The following is an 18,679-nucleotide window of genomic DNA, read 5'->3' as shown; positions in this document are numbered from 1 at the left end:
ATATGTGAGCAAGAAACCGGGACTGACAGTCCTCGCCGGCCCGACGGCTGTTGGCAAAGGCACCGTGTCCACCTACATCCGGGACAACTACCCCGGCGTCTGGCTGTCCGTATCGGCCACCACGCGCCCACCGCGGCCGGGGGAGCAGGACGGGATCCACTACTTCTTCAAATCGGCCGAGGAATTCGATTCCTTGGTCGAAAACGGTGAATTGCTCGAGTGGGCCGTCGTCCACGGCCGGAACCGCTACGGCACGCTGCGCAGCACGGTTGACGCCGCCATTGCCGAGGGCCGATCGGTGCTGCTGGAGATCGACCTGCAGGGCGCCCGGCAGGTCAAGCAGGCCGTCCCGGATGCCCAGTTTGTGTTCCTGGCGCCCCCGAGCTGGGACGAAATGGTCCGCCGGCTGGTCGGCCGCGGCACGGAAAGCACCGAAGAACAGCAGCAGAGGCTGGAAACCGCTAAACTAGAACTTGCCGCTGAACCGGAGTTCGACCACACCGTCATCAATGATGACGTTCGTCGGGCAGCGGACGAGCTTGTTTCACTCATGGGGCTGACCCCGAACCCGCGCTAGGCGCCGGGACGTACCGGCCCGTTAGAATTTGGAGAATTCGTGTCCACGAACCTTGAAGGCATCATCAACCCGCCGATCGACGAGCTGCTGAAGGCCGCCGACTCGAAGTACGGACTGGTGATTTTTGGTGCCAAGCGCGCACGCCAGATCAACGCGTACTACGCCCAGCTGCACGAGGGCCTGTTTGAGTACGTTGGCCCGTTGGTCGACACCAAGCTGAACGAGAAGTCCCTGTCGATCGCCCTGCGCGAGATCAACGAAGGCAAGCTCGTCTCCACGCCGATCGAAGCCGCGGAGTAATTCCCTCCGCGGGAAGAGCCAAGTAAACAGACTGTCTGCTGACGGAGATCACGTGCGCATAGTCCTCGGAGTCGGGGGAGGGATTGCCGCCTACAAGGTGGCATCGCTCCTCCGGCTTTTTACTGAAGCCGGGCATGACGTCACGGTCATCCCCACCGAGGCGGCCACCCGCTTCGTCGGCGTCGCCACCTGGGAGGCCCTTTCCGGGCACCCGGTGAGCAACAGCGTGTTCGACGCCGTCCACACGGTCAACCATGTCCGGCTCGGCCACGAGGCCGACCTGATCGTCGTGGCCCCGGCCACGGCCGATCTCCTGGCCCGTGCGACCACCGGCCAGGCCAACGACCTCCTGACCAACACCCTGCTGATGGCCGGCGACTGCCCGGTGCTTATGGCCCCGGCCATGCACACCGAAATGTGGCAGCATTCCGCCACGCAGGCCAACGTCGAAACCCTGCGCAGCCGCGGCGTCACCGTGCTGGAACCCGCGTCCGGCCGGCTGACCGGCGCCGACTCCGGTCCCGGCCGCCTGCCCGAGCCCGAGGCGATCTTCACCGCCGCCCTGGCCCTCGCCGGCGCCGCAGCGGCCTCAGCCGATGCTTCCGCAGCTTCCGCGGGGATGCCGGCCGTAGAGCTGGACGTGAACGCGGCCCTGGCCGCCGGGCCGTCAGCGGCACAGCCGGCGGTCCCGCCGTTGGCCGGGCTCACTGTGACCATCAGCGCCGGCGGCACCCGGGAACCGCTGGACCCCGTGCGGTTCCTCGGCAACCGCTCCTCCGGCAAGCAGGGCGTGGCCCTGGCCGCAGCCGCCCGCGACGCCGGCGCCCGCGTCCGCCTGCTGGCCGCCCACATGGAGGTCCCGGCGCCCGCCGGCGTCGAACTCGTCCAGGTCGAAACCGCCCTGGAACTGCGGGAGGCGGCGCTGCACGCGGCCGCCGGCTCCGACGTCGTCATCATGGCTGCCGCCGTCGCGGACTTCCGCCCGGCGGACGTCTCCGGGACCAAGATCAAGAAGCGCGACGACGTCGCCGACCCCGTGATCAACCTGGTGCGCAACCCCGACATCCTGCGGGAACTCGTCGAGGTCCGCGACGCCGCGTCCCGGAATCAGCTGATCGTCGGCTTCGCCGCAGAAACAGGCGACGCCGGGGGAGACGTCCTGGAGTATGCCCGGGCCAAGCTGCACCGGAAAGCCTGCGACCTGCTGGTGGTCAACCAGGTGGGCCGCGACAAGGTCTTTGGCGAGGACACGAACTCAGTAGTCATCCTTTCCCGCGACGGCTCCGAACCCCAAGAGGCGTCGGGTTCCAAATCCGACGTCGCGGCTGCCGTGATCGACCGGATCAGCGCCGAGCTGAGCCGGGCTGTACCGCCGGCGTAGCCCGGCGTAACCAACATCTCCTTAGCACGGGGACACACGCCGCCGGACGTCCGTTTTCCAACCAGTAAGGTAGTTGAGTGACTTTACCGCTGCACATCCCCGCCTTTCACGGGTCCACGCCCGCCGCGCTCCGGCTCTTCACGTCCGAGTCGGTGACGGAGGGCCACCCCGACAAGATCTGTGACCAGATCAGCGATGCGATCCTCGACGCCCTGCTCGCCAAAGACCCCGAGTCCCGGGTTGCCGTGGAGACGCTGGCCACCACCGGGCTGGTCCACGTCGCCGGCGAGGTCACCACCGACGCCTACGTCGAGATCCCCCAGATTGTCCGGGAGACCATCCTGGGCATCGGATACGATTCCTCGGCCAACGGCTTCGACGGCGCCCGGTGCGGCGTCTCGGTATCCATCGGCCAGCAGTCCAACGACATCGCCGGCGGTGTGTTCAACTCGCTCGAAGCCCGTGAAGGCCGCCAGGAGGACGACTACGACCTCCAGGGCGCCGGCGACCAGGGACTCATGTTCGGCTACGCCAGCGACGAGACACCGTCCTACATGCCCGTGCCGATCTGGCTCGCGCACCGGCTCTCCGAACGCCTGACCGAGGTCCGCAAGAACGGCGAACTCGCCTACCTGCGACCGGACGGCAAGACCCAGGTCACAGTGGGCTACGACGGTGACCGTCCGGTCTCGGTCGAGACCGTCGTCATCTCCAGCCAGCACGCCGAAGGCACCGGCCTCGACCAGCTCCGTGCCGACCTCGCCGAGCATGTGGTGGGCCCGGTCATGGCGCTGTCCAACCTGGACATCTCACGGACCCGCAACATCCTCAACCCCGCAGGCGCCTTCGTCATTGGTGGTCCGGTGGGCGACGCCGGCCTCACCGGCCGCAAGATCATCGTCGACACCTACGGCGGCATGGCCCGCCATGGCGGCGGCGCGTTCTCCGGCAAGGATCCGTCGAAAGTGGACCGCTCGGCCGCGTACGCCATGCGCTGGGTCGCCAAGAATGTGGTGGCCGCGGGCCTGGCCAAGCGCGCCGAAATCCAGATTGCGTACGCAATCGGGCAGGCCCGCCCGGTGGGAACCTACGTTGAGACGTTCGGAACCGAAACCGTGGACCCGGCCCGCATCAGCGCCGCGATCGCCGAGATCTTCGACCTGCGCCCGCGGGCCATTATCGACGCCCTCGATCTCAAGCGCCCGATCTACGCCAAGACCGCCGCCCACGGACACTTCGGCCGCGAAGACCCGGACTTCACCTGGGAACGCCTGGACCGGGTGGACGAGCTGAAAGCGTTCTTCAACGCCTGAGGCCGGGCCACACCGCCCTAAGCCGTCCCGGCGGTGCGTTTTTGTCAGTCCTGTGTGATGTGCTGTAGCCAGGCCACCCTCCGGTGGCCTGGCTACATTGCATTTAGGAAACATTGCATTACACGCCATTTAACAGGTGTTCTAGTTTAATCGGTGAGCCGTTGTCGAACGATCCAAGGGGAGGTGCGAGCCGTGAGTCCCAGTCCTGCCGGCGGCGCGCCCGGCGAACCCCAGCAGCTGTCCCTGCTCCAGGGTTTTCCCGCCTCCGCCGCGGAAGCGTCCGGGCCCGCCCTTGCTGCGCACCTGCCGGTGGCGCGGGTGCTGATCGAATCCTCGCTGCCCCACCTGGACCGGCCTTTCGACTACAGCGTTCCTGCCGCCCTCGACGCCGAAGCCCTGCCCGGAGTCCGGGTCAAGGTCAAGTTCAACGGGCAGGAACTGGCCGGATACCTGCTGGAGCGCACGGCCGGATCCGACGCCGGCCACCCCCTCGTACCGCTGCACAAGGTGCTCTCTGCGGTCCCGGTCCTGACCCCCGCGGTGGCCGAGCTCGCCGGCCGGATCGCGTCGCGCTATGCCGGAACGGTCAGCGATGTCCTGCGCGTGGCCGTGCCGCCACGCATGGCCAAACTCGAAAAGGAATTCGCCCCCGACGGCCGGCTCGACCCCGAGCTGTTCGGTACTGAGATGTTCGGTCTGGCGACCGACGTGTCGCTTCCGTCACCGGCCGCGGGCAGCGTCTGGACCCGGTACCACAACGGTCCGGCGTTCCTTGCCCACCTCGCCGCGGGGGAGTCGCCCCGGGCCGTGCTGACCGCCCTGCAGGGCTACGGGGCTGCCGGCTGGCCGCGGATGATCGCTGAAGCCGTGGCCGCGGTCCGGATCTCCGGCCGCGGCGCCGTCGTGGTGGTGCCCGACTACCGGGACCTCGACCGCGTGGAGTCTGCCCTGCTGGAACTGCTTCCTGCCGGTGACGTCGCCCGGCTCACCGCGGACGACGGCCAGACGCCGCGCTACCGCAGCTTCCTGCGGGTGCTCAGCGGCGCGGCCGGGGTAGCGGTGGGCACCCGGTCCGCGGCCTACGCGCCGGTGCCGAACCTCGGGCTCGTGGTCTGCTGGGACGACGGCGACGACCTCCATATCGAGCAACGGTCCCCGTACGCGCACTCCCGCGAAGTCCTCCTGCTCCGGGCAGGCCAGGAAGGAGCCGCGTGCCTGCTCGCGGCCCATTCACGCAGCACCGAAACGGAGCGGCTGGTCGCTTCCGGCTGGGCGCAGGCCGTGGAAGCGGAGCGGACGGTAGTGCGGCGGACGGTACCGCGCGTCCTGAACACGGCCGACAGCTACGAACTCGAACATGACCCGCTCGCCCGCATCGCCCGGCTCCCCGGCGCGGCCTGGCGGGCCGCCAAGGAGGCCCTGGAACGGGGTCCGGTCCTGGTCCAGGTGGCCCGTGCCGGCTACGCCCCCTCGCTGGCGTGCGAAACCTGCCGGGAACCTGCGCGCTGCACCGCCTGCAGCGGGCCCCTGGCGATCGCCGGCCCGGGCGGGAGCAGCGCCGTGCCGCAATGCCGCTGGTGCTCGTCCCCGGCCCCGGCGTGGCGCTGCGGTACGTGTAACGGCGTCAGGCTCCGGCGCGGCGCCACGGGAGCCCTCCGCACGGCGGAGGAGCTGGGCCGGGCGTTTCCGGGAAAACCGGTCATCACCTCCTCCGGGGACCAGATCAAGGCCACCGTTGCGGAGACCGCGGCCCTGGTGGTGGCCACCGTCGGTGCCGAACCGGTGGCCGACGGCGGGTACGCCGCAGCCCTGCTGCTCGACGGCGACTCGCTGCTGCGCCGTGAAAACCTCAGGGCGGGGGAGGACGCAGTCCGCCGCTGGTTCAACGCCGCGGCCTTGGTGCGGCCGGCATCCGAGGGCGGCCTGGTGGTCATTACCGCTGACGACGCCGCCGGGGTGGGCGCCCTGCTGCGCTGGGATCCCGCCGGGTACGCCAGCCGGGAACTGGCCCTGCGGCAGGAGCTGCAGCTGCCGCCCGCCGTGCGGGTAGCCTCCGTCACCGGCGGCAGGACCGCCGTCGGACATTTCACGGATGCCATCCAGCAGCGGCTGGCGGCGCAGGGAACAGTCCTCCGGACGGCCGGGCCCGCGCCCGTCATACTGCCGTCGGCCGCGGGGGCCGGCCGCCCAGGGCCACGGGATTCTGCGCCGCGGGATTCCGGCGAGGAAGTCCGGACCCTGCTGTTCATCCCCTACGCCCAGGCGGCGGACGCCACGGCCGTCATGCGGGCCGTCAAGGCGGCGGCCGCGGCCAGGCGCAGCGACGACCCGGTGCAGCTGCGCCTGGACGGCGTCGACGTCCTCTAGCCGGCAGCCGGCAGCCGAGGCAGCCGGAGCGGCCCCACCCGACACTGCGGTCTGCCCCTACAACGGGCCCGCATGCTGGCGGCCATTCGCCACAGATGGCCGGAATGAGGCTCCTATTGCGACCCTCTGTGGCAAGTGGGTGCTCGGAGACTCGTGGCCCCGGCGGCATCCCGGCCTCGCAGCGGGTGCGGTGCGGAGTGGTTCTCCGCGCCGGCCACTTACAGCCGTTCCGGCTATTTCTGGTTGCGAGGCCGGCTCCGGAGCGCGACGGCCTCTTCGGCGACGGCCACGAGCCGGGCCGCCGACTCGTCCCAGCTGAAGTCGGCGGCCCGCTCCACGGAACGCAGGGAACGGGCCTTCCACAAGGCGGGGTCCTCGAGCGTGCGCACCGCCTCGGCAAACTCCGACGGCGAGTCGGGATGCACGTAGCTGACGGCGTCATCGCCAACTTCCCGGAAGATCGGGATGTCGCTGGCGATCACCGGAGTGCCGTGCGACATTGCCTCGACGAGCGGCAGCCCGTAGCCCTCGGCCCGGGACAGGCTGATCAGGGCGGTGGTGCGCGCCAGGAGGGCCTCGTACTCGGCGTCGGTCACGCCGTTGTGGAAGACGATGTTTGCGCCCTCCGGGACCAGGGCCTCCAGCTCGGCCCGCCGCTCCGGCGTGATGCGGCTGAGCAGATGCAGGGTCATGTCCGGCAGCTCCGCCATGCCGCGGACCATGGTTTCCACGTTCTTGTAGGGCATGAAGGAGCCCATGTAGAGCAGCGTCTTGTCGGCCCCCGACCCGGGGTCGCGCGGGGTGTGGCCGTGCTGGGGGGCGTTGCCGACAATTCTGACGGGACGCCGGGTGAGCCGGTACTTCGATATCAGGGCTGCCGTGGTGGAGCTGATGGTCGCCACGATGTCTGCCCGGTTCAGCAGGAGCCGCTGCGGCCAGAAGGCCTTGTGGTACAGGCGCCACAGGACCCGGACGGGGGCCGGCAGGAATCCGGGCGGGGTGGGGTGCTCGTAGTAGATGAGGTCGTGCAGGGTCAGCACCAGGGCGTACTTCCGGCCCCAGCTGCCCATGGTCTGCATGGGGCACACCACGACGTCGGCGCCCAGCTTGTTGACCTTCGCCGCCACGAAAAGCTCGGCCGGGGACAGCGGGCTGTTGATCACGGTGTACGGAACGTCGGGCAGGAGCGCGAGCTGGCGGGGGTCGCTGATCAGCATCGAAACGTCGGCGATCTTGGCGGTCGCCGCGATCAGGCTGGCGCCGTAGCGGCTGATGCCGTCGTGCTGGTCCAGCCGGGTGAAGCGGGCATCAATGAGAATCTTCACGCGGCGTGGTCCTTTAGGAAGCTTCGGATGTAGCGGGCGGCGGGTTCGGGGGTTTCGTAGTGGATCAGGTGCCCGACGCCGGGAATGACTTCCAGCCTCCCGTCCGGCAGACGCGCCGCGAGTTTGTGCTGGTCGGCCAGCATGGCGATCTCGTCCTTCTCGCCCGCGATCAGCATCACGGGCAGCGCCAGTCCGCTGGCCACCTCGGTGACGTTGCTGCCGACCGAGGCCTTGAAGGCCTGAAGCAGGCTGTCCCGGTCCGCGAAGGAGGAAAAATAGGCGCTGTGCTGGGCGTGCACGAACCGCCGGATGTCCTTGTCCCGGGTCTTGGCCATGGTCACGCTCATCACCCGCACAACCGCCTGGCTGCGCAGAAGGGCCAGCCCCAGCCGCTGGGGAAGGCGCGCGGCGGCCTCGTAGTAGAGCACCGCAAGCTTCGTCATCAGGCCTTTGGGTCCCTCGAGGGCGGGCGCGGCGATGGGATTGACCAGGATCAGTTCGGCCACGGCACCAGGGTTGGCCGCCACGAAATGGCTGGCGATGATCGAACCGAACGAATGTCCCAGCAGGACCGTGTCCGGGCCCAGGCCCAGCGCGGCCATGAAGCCGCCAAGGAAACTGCCGTAGGCGGGAACGCTGTGCTCGGTTCCCACGAAAGCGGCCGAGCTGCCGAAGCCCGGCAGGTCCGGCATAATCAGGCGCATGTCCGTCAGCCGGTCGGCTACCCGGAGCAGGCCGTGGTGGTCGCCGCGGAACCCGTGCACCACCAGGATGGTGCGCGTTTCGGGGGTGACCTCAGCGGGTTCGTAGACCCAGTACGCGACCTGGGCGCCGTCAACCTCAACGGTGGCGGCCCGGGTACGGGCGTCGAGTCCGCCGCTGAACAGGGGCACGCGTGAGGACCCGGTATCCACTTGTTCCATTAGTTCGAATCCTATGCGACGTTGTCGGGGTGGGAGCCGGTCCGGAAGCCGCGTTCGAGGCCGCCGACCTCCGTCATATCCAGCGGGGACAGCTCAAAGTCGAAGACCTCGAAGTTTTCACGGATCCGCCCGGATGAGCTGGCCTTGGGGATGGCGATATTGCCCAGCTGCAGGTGCCAGCGCAGGATGATCTGCGCCGGCGTGCGGTCGTGCTCGGCCGCGAGGGCCAGGATCACCGGGTCCTTGAGGACCTGGCCGCGGCCCAGAGGACTCCACGCCTCCGTGCGGATGCCAAGGACCTCGTGCTTTTCCCGCAGTTCATCCTGCTGCAGCCAGGGATGAAGCTCGATCTGGTTCACGGCCGGCACCACCTCCGCGGTTTCCAGGAGCCGGTCCAGGTGCTGCGGCTGGAAGTTGGAGACGCCGATTGCGCRGACCTTGCCCTCTCGGTACAGCGTCTCCATGGCCCGGTACGTTTCCGGGAACAGGCCACGGCGCGCACACGGCCAATGGATCAGGTAGAGGTCGATGTATTCCAGGCCGAGGTTGGAGATGGAAGCGTCGAACGCACGCATGGTGGCGTCGTAGCCGTGGTCGTCATTCCAGACCTTGGTGGTGACAAATAGGTCCTCACGGGAAACGTAGGGTGCGGTTTCCCCGGGGCCACCGCCCGTGCCCTCAAATCCGGACAGGGCACCGATTCCCTTGCCAACGCCGGTCTCGTTGCCATACATGGCGGCGGTGTCGAAGTGCCGGTACCCGGTCTCGACCGCCATGGTCACCAGGCTGGCGGCGTCGGCCGGGGGAACCTTGTACAGCCCGAACCCCAGCCGGTCGATCAATACGCCGTTGTTCAGGGTCAGCCGGGGGGAGAGTCTCATGACAAAGACTTTACCCACTGGCGCTGGCGAGCGTCGGACCGCCGGACCGCCGATGCCGCCGGACGCTCCGGCGCCGCAGCCGCTCAGCCCAGTCCGTCGAACCGGACCAGCCTGCGGGCGCTGGCCTCATCCAGGATCAGGTCGGTGGCCAGTCCTGCCGCCAGCGCTCCCCTGAGCCCGTTGATTTTGGAGGCACCGGACACGACGCAGATCCGGCGCCGGACCTGGCGGAGCTGGGCCAGGTCCGGGCCGGTGGACCGCGCGTTGAGCGTGATGCCGTCCGAGGACCCGTCAGCGCGGAAGAACACCGTGGCAACATCACCCACCACGTCGGAGTTCGCCAGGACGTTCAAGTCGTCTTCATCGAGGTAGCCGCCGGCGTAGACGTGACTGGGGTAGTCGGCGTCGACCGATCCGACCCCAAAGATCGCGATGCTCATCCGGGCCTGCAGTTCCAGGATCCGCTGAACACTGCGCTCATTCCACATGGCCTTCTTTGTCGCTGCGTGGTCGAAGAAGGCCGGCACGGGAAACTGTTCCACCCGTGCTCCGTAGGCGCTGCCGAACCGCCGCATGATGTCGGAGGCATAGGTGATGCCGGTGGTCTGCATGTTTCCGGCGCCGTTGAGCTGGACGATCACGCTGTCGTGGGTGATCTTGCGCGTCAGGTGCCGGCTCACGGCGCTCAGGGTGGAGCCCCATGCGACGCCGATGATGGCGTTGGAGTCCACCAGCGGTCCGATAGTCCGGGCGGCCTGCATGGCCACACGGTCCAGTGTTTCCGCCTCATTGAGGGTGTCCACCACCGGAACAACGTGGACATCCACCTTGTACTCGGCGCGGATCATGCCCTCGAGTTCGGGCCCGGTGTCCAGCGGGCTGCGGATCTGGATCTGCACCAGACCCGAATCGCGCGCCGCGGACAACAGCCGCGAAACCGTGGACCGGGACGTCCGGAGCTCCCGGGCAATGGCATCCATGGTCAGGTCCTGAAGGTAATACAGCTGGGCCGCGCGGAGGGCGTCGGACTGGCGTGAATGCATCATGAAATTTCCCGTCTGCACGTTTGTGCATAGTGCTTGACTCCATTTTCCATTAGTCCAAAGAATAGTGTTGAACGGCGCCGCGCCACGGGCGTGCCGCACAGATGCAAACCCATGGGAGCAGTTTTGGGACAGAAGTACTCAGTCGGCACACCGGCGAACGATCGCGCCTCGGTGCAGAAGCTGCGGACGCGGCGGCACGCGCAGGTTCTGATCATCGGAGGCGGAATCAACGGGGTCGGCACGTTCCGTGACTTGGCGCTGCAGGGCGTGGACGTGGCGCTCGTTGAGCGCGGCGACTACTGCCAGGGCGCCAGCGGCGCCTCCTCCCACATGATCCACGGCGGCATCCGGTACCTCGAAAACGGCGAGTTCCGCCTCGTCCAGGAGTCCGTGACCGAACGCAACAGGCTCCTGCGGATCGCACCGCACTACGTCAAGCCGCTGCAGACCACGATCCCGATCTTCAGCACCTTCTCCGGCGTCCTGGCCGCCCCCATGCGCTTCCTGACCCACAAGCAGGGCAAGCACACCGAGCGCGGGGCGTTCCTGATCAAGCTCGGCCTGAGCCTGTATGACTTCTTCTCCCGCGACGGCGGCACGGTTCCGCGCCACCAGTTCCGCGGGCGCAAGCGCGCCCTGGCCGAGCTGCCGCGCCTGCACCCCGGGATCAAATACGCGGCCACCTACTTCGACGCCTCCGTCCACAACCCCGAGCGCCTCACCCTCGATGTGCTCCAGGACGGCGAGAAAGCCGGCGGCGCGGACAGCCACGCCCGTGCCAGCAACTACGTCTCGCTCGCCTCGCTGGGTGGCTCCGACACCACCGGAACCGGCACCAGCGGCACCGGCACGACGGTCCAGCTGCGCGACGAGTTGAGCCGCGAAGTGTTCGACTTCACCGCCGACGTGATCGTGAACACCACCGGCGCCTGGGTCGACCTGACCAACGAGGCCATGGGCGCGGCGTCGTCGTTCATGGGCGGCACCAAAGGTTCGCATATCGTGCTGGACCATCCGGAACTGCTCGCGGCGTGCAACGGCCGTGAAATCTTCTTCGAGCACACCGACGGCCGGATCGTGCTGATCTATCCGATGGGGGACCGCGTACTGGTCGGCACCACCGACGTCGACGCCGACATGGCCCAGGACGCCGTCTGCACGGAGGCGGAAATCGACTACTTCTTTGAGCTCATCGGCCACGTGTTCCCGGATATCCCGGTAGACCGGGAACAGATCGTCTACTCGTTCTCCGGTGTGCGCCCGCTTCCGAAACATGACGCCACCCAGCCCGGATTCGTCAGCCGGGACTACCGGATCGAACGCCGTGCGGCGGCGGGCGGGGCCGTCCTCAGCCTCGTCGGCGGCAAATGGACCACGTTCCGGGCCCTGGCCGAGCACCTGAGCAACGACGTCCTGGCCGAACTCGGCATAGAACGGAAGGTCTCGACGGCGAAGCTCGCCATCGGCGGCGGCGCCGGGTTCCCGGACAGCGAGGACGGCGTCCAGCGCTGGATCAAGGCCCACATGTCCGCCGGCCGCGACGCCGCCCGCGTCACCGGGCTGCTGACCCGCTACGGGACCCGCGCCGAAGAAGTCATCCGCTTCCTGGATGCGGCCCAGGCCGGAACACCTGACAGGCCGCTGCATTCCACCCGCGAGCTCAGCACCCGCGAACTGGAGTTCATGGCCGCCCATGAGCAGATCGGGCACCTCGTGGACGTCCTCATCCGCCGCACGTCCCTGGCCTTTCGCGGCCTCGTGACCGGGGAACTGCTGAATGAAGTTGCGGACATCCTTTCCGGCCCGCTCGGCTGGGACGCGGCACGCCGGGCCACAGAAATCAGCAACGCACAGGAGGTGCTTCAGCGGTTCCACGGTGTCCGGGTCCACAGCCTGGTCGCCTGATACGGCTTGCGTGCCCGGGCAGGGAAGCCCGGGTGCAAGCACTGCGCGGTCCGCCCCGGCGGCCGGCGCAGTGGCTGGCCGGCAGCACGAACATGCTGCCGGCCCAACGGCTTCCAAACTCGCGGAGGCCGACAACAGAAAATAGAGGAGTCAAAGATGTCTCTTGGAATAGTTTTCCTATCCGAATTATTCGGTACCGCCATGCTGACCCTGCTGGGTTGCGGCGTGGTGGCCAACGTTGCGCTCAAAAGCACCAAGGGCAACAACGGCGGGTTCCTGATGGTGACCTGGGGATGGGGCATTGCCGTCTTCTGCGGTGTCTATGTGGCCGCCATCTCAGGTGCGCACCTGAACCCGGCCGTGACTTTTGGCCTGTTGGTCAACGGCAAGAAGTTGTACGCTCCCGGCGTTCCGGTCGACTTCGCCTCGACCCTGACCTACTTCGGCGGTGAACTGACCGGTGCCTTCCTGGGCGCCGTCATCATGTGGCTGGCCTACCGGCAGCACTTTGACGTCGCCGAAAACGAGCCCGCCAGCCAGCTGGCCGTCTTCTCCACCGGCCCGGCGATCCGCTCCAACCCGTGGAACCTGGCAACCGAGATCATCGGCACCTTTGTCCTCGTCTTCGTGATCCTGACCTTCGGCGGGACACCTTCCGGACTCGGCCCGCTGGCGGTCGCCCTGCTGGTTGTCGGCATCGGTGTTTCCCTCGGTGGTCCCACCGGCTACGCCATCAACCCGGCCCGTGACCTGGGCCCGCGCATCGCGCACGCCCTGCTCCCCATCAAGGGCAAGGGGTCCTCCGACTGGAGCTACTCCTGGATCCCGGTTGTCGGCCCCCTCATTGGCGGCGGCCTCGGCGGCCTCGTGGCCGCAATCGTGCCGATCATCATCCCCGTAATCCCTCACTAACAGTCACCAACTGCCAGTTCAACTGCCACGCTAAACAGACAAGGACGTCAATATGAACCAGTACGTAGTTGCCATCGACCAGGGCACCACCAGCACCCGCGCCATCGTGTTCGACCACAGCGGTAGCATCGTCTCCTCCGGCCAGATGGAGCACGAGCAGATCTTCCCCCAGGCTGGCTGGGTGGAGCACAACCCTGCTGAAATCTGGAACAACACCCGCGAAGTGATCGGCTCGGCCCTGTCCAAGGCGAACCTGACCCGGCACGACATCGCCGCCGTTGGCATCACCAACCAGCGCGAAACGGCGGTCGTGTGGGACAAGACCACGGGCGAGGCGATCTACAACGCCATCGTGTGGCAGGACACCCGCACCCAGCCGATCGTGGACGAGCTCGCGAAGGACGGGGGACCGGAGCGCTTCAAGCAGAAGGTGGGCCTGCCGCTGGCGACCTACTTCTCGGGCACCAAGATCAAGTGGATCCTGGACAACGTCGAGGGTGCCCGGGCCAAGGCGGAGGCCGGTGACCTGGTCTTCGGCAACACCGACTGCTGGGTGCTCTGGAACCTGACTGGCGGGGTCGACGGCGGAGTGCACGTCACCGACGTGACCAACGCCTCGCGGACCATGTTCATGGACCTTGAGACGCTGTCCTGGGACCAGGAGATCCTGGACGCGTTCGGCGTCCCGGCCTCCATGATGCCAACCATCAAGTCCTCTTCCGAGGTCTACGGCACGGTGCACACCTCACAGTTGCTGCGCGAGGTTCCTGTGGCCGGCATCCTGGGTGACCAGCAGGCGGCCACGTTCGGCCAGGCGGCGTTCGATGCCGGGGAAGCCAAGAACACCTACGGCACGGGCTGCTTCCTCATCTTCAACACGGCCGAGGAAATTATCCACTCCAAGAACGGGCTGCTGACCACCGTTGGCTACAAGCTCGGCGACGCGGCGCCGCACTATGCGCTGGAGGGCTCCATCGCCGTCACCGGTTCGTTGATCCAGTGGCTGCGGGACAACCTCGGCCTGATCAGCAGCGCCCCGGAGGTCGAGACCCTCGCGGCCTCGGTGGAGGACAACGGCGGCGTGTACATTGTGCCGGCGTTCTCCGGCCTCTTCGCGCCGTACTGGCGTTCCGACGCCCGCGGCGCCATTGTGGGCCTGACCCGCTATGTGAACAAGGCCCACATCGCCCGCGCGGCACTGGAGGCCACCGCCTTCCAGACCCGTGAGGTGCTGGACGCCGTCAACGCCGATTCCGGCGTGCCGCTGACGGAGCTGAAGGTCGACGGCGGCATGGTCGCCAACGACGCTCTCATGCAGTTCCAGGCGGACATCCTCGGCGTGCCGGTCATCCGTCCGAAGGTGGTCGAGACGACGGCCCTGGGCGCAGCCTACGCGGCCGGCCTGGCGGTCGGATTCTGGAAGGACCTGGGCGAGTGCTCGGCCAACTGGGCCGAGGACAAGCGGTGGGAGCCGCAGATGGACCAGGCCGAGCGGGAACGCCAGATGCGTCTCTGGAAGAAGGCCGTCACCAAGTCCATGGACTGGGTTGACGACGACGTCAAGTAGGCGCACACACTGACCCGCTGACCGGGACCGGTTTCGGCGGACAATGAAGAGCTCCGGCCAGGGAAACCTGGCCGGAGCTCTTCATTGTCCCGCCTCCGCTTTGTCCTCAGGACACGGGACCCGTGTTGGCGACGACGGCGCGCGGCGTCTTGGCGTAGACGTCCGGACTGACCGTGTAACCACGCTTGTCCTGCTTCAGGGCCTGCGCATTGACGCTGGCGAGCTCGGCACTGCTGAGCTTCTTGATTTTCACGAGGTCCATGAACTCCTGGTCTTCGCCGCCGACGGCTGTCACTTTGATGAGCCCGGTCCCGGCTGAGTAGAACTTGCGCTGGTGGCCCGCGCTCGGCGGCTCCAGCGGGTTGAACTCATCGATCACCATGACATCGTTGTAGCAGCCCGTCTTTACGCAGACCCGCAAGTTTTTGTACAGCACGCGGCCGCAGTCCAGGAAGTCCACGCTGGGTGCGTAGGCCTGGACATAAGCCGGGGTGTTACGGTGGGGGCTGCCCTGGATGGCGGTCCCTGCCTGCGCCTTATCGATTCCGCTGATAAAGGTGCTCGGTGCGCCCGCCAACTTGCCGTTCTCGTACTCCTCCGGGTATTCCCCGAAGAGCCAGACGCTGCCCGTCGTCTTCGACTGGGCGAAGAAGGCGAGTTCAGACTCGGCCAGAACGCCGTCTGAATAGTCCCGGTCCCACAGAACCAGGGTCTTCACGCCGTTGATCACCTTGGTCAGCCCGGTCACGGTGTGAACGACCGAATGGGCGCTGACGCTGCCGTCCGCGGACTTCACCTCGCCCGTGGTGGTGAACTGCATGCCGGGCTTGAGCGGGTTCCACTTGTTGTCGATCACGGGATTCGCCGGGAACTCCGCCCGGTTGAAGTGGATCGCCGAGCCGGGGCCGCACAGTTCCTGGGAACTGATGGCCGCCGGCGCGGTCGCCGCCGTCGCCGCTGTTGCGGTTGCCGCTGTCAGCGACGCCACCACCAGCAACAGCGCGGAGCCGTAGGCGGTTAATCTCTTAGTTCGTGGAGTCATCTGACTGGCCTCTCAGTTGGGTGGTTGATGCTAGGCGGCTGGTACGGGTTCCGGCTCGCGGGGCCCGCGCTCACGGGCCGGGCCTTTCTTGGCGAACCGAAGGTAGAGCGATGGAACGATAAACAGGTTGACCAGCGTCGAAGTCACCAGCCCGCCCAGGATCACCACTGCCATGGGGTTCTCAATCTCATGGCCGGGCCGGTTGCCCATCACCACGAGCGGCACCAGCGCGAGTGCAGTGGCGAGCGTGGTCATCAGGATTGGTGACAAGCGCTCGGCGGCGCCGCGCAGGACCAGGTCCCGGCCGAACGGCACGCCCTCGAACTGCTCCAGATGCTGGCAGTGGTTGATGAGCAGGATGCCGTTACGGGCGGCGATGCCCATCACTGTCAGGAACCCGACCAGCGACCCGAGGGACAGGATTCCGCCACTCATGTGCGCGGCGATCACCCCGCCGACCAGTGCCACCGGCAGCGTCAGGATGCCAAGCACGGCGAGCCGCCAGCTCCGGAATGCCGCCTGGAGCAGGAGGAACACCACAACCAGGGCACCCATCGCGAAGAGGAGAAGGCGTTGTGAGGCGGCCTGCCGCTCCGCGTATTCGCCCAGGATCTCCGCGCTGTAGCCGGTGGGGAACTCCACCGACTTGAGATCGGATTCGAGTTTCTCGACGACTTTTGCGAGATCGCCTTCCTTGACGTTGGCGCTGACATCGAGTCGGCGGGACCCTTCCGAACGCTCAATGACATTGGGAGTGGGCTTGACCGTGATCTTGGCGACATCGGCCACCCGGATCACCTGTCCGCTGGGAGTGTCCAGGGGGAGGTTCTCGATGCTTGTGACGCTGGTCCGGATCGCGGGTGGACTCCAGACCTGGACGTCGTAGGCTTTACCGTCCCGGTACACGTCGCCGACCTCCTCACCGGAGACCAGGGTGGCCGCGGCACGGCGGACGTCACCGGGCTTCAAGCCGTAGCGGTTGGCGGCGTCCAGGTTCACCTCGACGTCCACCTGCGGAACATTGACCTGCAGGGCGACCTTGGCTCCGATGGCCCCCTCGATGCCGGCAAGGGCAGTCTTGACCTTGTCCGCCTGCTTCTTCAGGGTGTCCAGGTCATCGCCGTACACGCGGACCACGATCGAGTAGCCCGTGCCGGTGAGCACCTCGCGGACACGTTCCTTGAGGTAGGTCTGGACATCCCGGTGGATGCCGGGATACCCGTCCACGACCTGCTGGATGGAGGCAAGGGTCTTGTCGTAGTCGACCGAGGGGTCAACGCTGATCCAGTTCTCGCCAAAGTTGACGCCCACCACCTCATCGGCGGCGAAGGCCTGACCGATGTGGGACCCGCAGTTGTTGACGCCTGGAATGGTCATCAGCTCCCTGCAGGCCAGTTGGCTCACGCGCACTTCCTCGGCGTTGGAGGTGCCCGGTTGCGTGACCCAGTGCATGAGGAAGTCGCGTTCCTTGAACGAGGGCAACAGCGACTGCCCCAGGAGCGGGGCCGCTATGATTCCGACGACGCCGAGCGCCGCCACCGCGAGGTAGCCGGGGAGCGGCCGCTTCACAATGGGCCGCAGGGCGGCGCCGTACCAGCGCTTGAGAACCCGGACCACCGGCGGATCCCGGTCTTCCAGCTTGGCATTGCGCAGGAAGATGTACGCCATGGCCGGCGTGACCGTGAGGGCCACCAGCATCGACGCCATTACGGCCAGGGTGTAGGCGGTGGCCAGAGGGCGGAAGAAGGCGCCCGTCAGTCCGTCCAGGAAGAAGATCGGCACCGTGGCGGCAACGATAATCAGGGTGGCGTAGACGATGGGGCCGCGAACTTCCAGGGAGGCATTGACGACCACGCGGGCCGTACTTTCGGCCCCGCCGCTGGCGCGGTGGTGCCGGAGCCGTCTGACGATGTTCTCGACGTCGATGATGGCATCGTCCACCACCACCCCGACGGCAATCACCAGCCCCGCAAGCACCATCGTATTAATCGTGCCCCCGGTCCAATAGAGCACCAGGGCCGCTGCCATCAGCGACAACGGGATCGCTGTCACGCTGACCAGTGCAGTCCGCCATTGGAACAGGAAGACGCTCAGCACCAGGACCACCAGGAAGCAGCCCAGCAGCAGCGCGAGGCTCAGGTTGCCGAGGGACTCCTCGATGAACGAGGCGGGCCGGAACAGGGTGGTGTCGACGGCGATCCCGGTCAGGCCGGGCTGCAGTTCCTTGAGCGCTTCCTCAACCCCGCGGGTGACTTCGAGGGTGTTGCCCCACGGCAGCTTTTCGACAATCAGCATGAGTCCGGGGCCGCCGTTGATGACCGCGTCACCGATCAGCTGCTGGTGGTCCTCGACGACGTTTGCCACGTCCGCGAGTTTCAGGGGAGGCAGCCCCTCACGTTCCTCCAGTGGCACCTGGGCAAGGTCCGCCGGAGACGTGATGGGTTGCACGTGCCTGATGGTCAGGCTCTGGCTGGGCGTTTCCAGCGCCCCTCCGGTGCCGATCAAGGCGCCGGGTGAGTACTTGAGCAGGCCGGCGTCCAAGGCGTCGGACGTGGAGTTCATGACGTTCTCCAGCGTCACGTTGTTGGCTGCCAGCTTGGCCGGATCAACCTGGACCTGCAGCATTTGAAGGCGTTCGCCCCAGATCGCCACGTTCGCGACGCCCGGCACCCGCAGCAGGTGCGCGCGGATGTTCCAGTAGGAAACCATGGACATCTCGATCAGGGAGCGGGTCTCGGAGGACAGCCCGATCTTCATGACACGGCTGGTGGAGGACAGCGGCTGGAGCATCACCGGCGGCGCGGCCCAGGTAGGCAGGGTCGGTATGACCGTTGCCATCCGCTCCGACACCAGTTGCCTGGCAGTCAGCAGATCGGTCCCGGGCTTGAACTCCATCACAATGGCGGACAGCTGCGACACAGACTTCGACCGCATCTGGTCCAGGCCGTCCATGCCGTTGAAGGCCTGCTCCATCGGAACCGTTACTAGTTCCTCAACTTCGGAGGCAGTGAGTCCCAGACATGCCGTCTGGACCTCGACGCGGGGCGGTGCAAACTCCGGGAAAACATCGACCGAAGCACTGCTGAGTTGCGCGCCGCCCACGATCATGAGGGCAGCCGCCATCGCAATGATGATCGACC

General features: G+C 67.1%; 14 protein-coding genes. 8 read left to right on the top strand and 6 right to left on the bottom strand.

The annotated features are described in order from the left end of the window. Nucleotides 1-4: 4 nt before the first annotated feature. The 5 genes from gmk to AC1DZQ_RS04430 all read left to right on the top strand — a co-directional run bounded on the left by gmk (nt 5) and on the right by AC1DZQ_RS04430 (nt 5,938). The gene (gene gmk, locus AC1DZQ_RS04450; protein WP_018773135.1) at nt 5-577 is read left to right on the top strand and encodes a guanylate kinase; all 573 of its coding nucleotides are present in this window, start codon (nt 5-7) and stop codon (nt 575-577) included. Between the two features lie 39 nt (nt 578-616). After that, on the top strand, nt 617-877 hold the full coding sequence (rpoZ, locus tag AC1DZQ_RS04445; protein ID WP_090581074.1) for a DNA-directed RNA polymerase subunit omega: 261 nt from the start codon (nt 617-619) through the stop codon (nt 875-877). A gap of 52 nt (nt 878-929) precedes the next feature. Beyond that, the gene (locus AC1DZQ_RS04440) at nt 930-2,258 is read left to right on the top strand and encodes a bifunctional phosphopantothenoylcysteine decarboxylase/phosphopantothenate synthase (RefSeq protein WP_476962355.1); all 1,329 of its coding nucleotides are present in this window, start codon (nt 930-932) and stop codon (nt 2,256-2,258) included. 77 nt (nt 2,259-2,335) lie between these two features. Continuing rightward, nucleotides 2,336-3,571, top strand: a complete 1,236-nt coding sequence (gene metK, locus AC1DZQ_RS04435; protein WP_476962354.1) for a methionine adenosyltransferase — start codon at nt 2,336-2,338, stop codon at nt 3,569-3,571. A 192-nt stretch (nt 3,572-3,763) separates the two neighbouring features. After that, nucleotides 3,764-5,938 (top strand): primosomal protein N', encoded by a 2,175-nt coding sequence (locus AC1DZQ_RS04430; RefSeq protein ID WP_476962353.1) that lies wholly within the window; start codon nt 3,764-3,766, stop codon nt 5,936-5,938. 233 nt (nt 5,939-6,171) lie between these two features. Here the strand turns inward: AC1DZQ_RS04430 and AC1DZQ_RS04425 are convergent, their stop codons facing one another. The 4 genes from AC1DZQ_RS04425 to AC1DZQ_RS04410 all read right to left on the bottom strand — a co-directional run bounded on the left by AC1DZQ_RS04425 (nt 6,172) and on the right by AC1DZQ_RS04410 (nt 10,113). Then, a complete protein-coding gene (locus tag AC1DZQ_RS04425; protein WP_476962352.1) occupies nt 6,172-7,263 on the bottom strand; it encodes a glycosyltransferase family 4 protein in 1,092 nt (363 codons plus the stop codon). Continuing rightward, complete coding sequence (locus AC1DZQ_RS04420; protein ID WP_476962351.1) at nt 7,260-8,186, bottom strand: alpha/beta fold hydrolase; 927 nt, start codon at nt 8,184-8,186, stop codon at nt 7,260-7,262. The genes AC1DZQ_RS04425 and AC1DZQ_RS04420 overlap by 4 nt, the downstream gene beginning before the upstream one ends. Nucleotides 8,187-8,197: 11 nt before the next feature. Beyond that, nucleotides 8,198-9,067 carry an aldo/keto reductase gene (locus AC1DZQ_RS04415; RefSeq protein WP_476962350.1) on the bottom strand — a complete coding sequence of 290 codons (870 nt, stop codon included), beginning with the start codon at nt 9,065-9,067 and terminating at the stop codon, nt 8,198-8,200. A gap of 83 nt (nt 9,068-9,150) precedes the next feature. Beyond that, on the bottom strand, nt 9,151-10,113 hold the full coding sequence (locus AC1DZQ_RS04410; protein WP_476962349.1) for a sugar-binding transcriptional regulator: 963 nt from the start codon (nt 10,111-10,113) through the stop codon (nt 9,151-9,153). 111 nt (nt 10,114-10,224) lie between these two features. Here AC1DZQ_RS04410 and AC1DZQ_RS04405 point away from each other — a divergent pair, with 111 nt between their 5' ends. The 3 genes from AC1DZQ_RS04405 (at nt 10,225) to glpK (ending at nt 14,497) form a co-directional block, all read left to right on the top strand. Continuing rightward, nucleotides 10,225-12,018: a glycerol-3-phosphate dehydrogenase/oxidase gene (locus AC1DZQ_RS04405; protein ID WP_476962348.1), complete on the top strand. Its 1,794-nt coding sequence runs from the start codon at nt 10,225-10,227 to the stop codon at nt 12,016-12,018. Between the two features lie 156 nt (nt 12,019-12,174). Next, nucleotides 12,175-12,930, top strand: a complete 756-nt coding sequence (locus AC1DZQ_RS04400; RefSeq protein WP_476962347.1) for an MIP/aquaporin family protein — start codon at nt 12,175-12,177, stop codon at nt 12,928-12,930. 52 nt (nt 12,931-12,982) lie between these two features. Further along, nucleotides 12,983-14,497 carry a glycerol kinase GlpK gene (gene glpK, locus AC1DZQ_RS04395; RefSeq protein ID WP_476962346.1) on the top strand — a complete coding sequence of 505 codons (1,515 nt, stop codon included), beginning with the start codon at nt 12,983-12,985 and terminating at the stop codon, nt 14,495-14,497. A gap of 106 nt (nt 14,498-14,603) precedes the next feature. On the opposite strand, the gene AC1DZQ_RS04390 is transcribed toward glpK, so the two are convergent. Both AC1DZQ_RS04390 and AC1DZQ_RS04385 read right to left on the bottom strand, forming a co-directional pair. Continuing rightward, nucleotides 14,604-15,539 (bottom strand): hypothetical protein, encoded by a 936-nt coding sequence (locus AC1DZQ_RS04390; RefSeq protein ID WP_476962345.1) that lies wholly within the window; start codon nt 15,537-15,539, stop codon nt 14,604-14,606. 30 nt (nt 15,540-15,569) lie between these two features. After that, a complete protein-coding gene (locus AC1DZQ_RS04385; RefSeq protein ID WP_476962344.1) occupies nt 15,570-18,662 on the bottom strand; it encodes an efflux RND transporter permease subunit in 3,093 nt (1,030 codons plus the stop codon). Nucleotides 18,663-18,679: the final 17 nt, after the last annotated feature.

This window comes from Arthrobacter sp. P1_C12_2, assembly GCF_056406415.1.
This window is presented reverse-complemented; position numbering and strand designations above follow the sequence as displayed.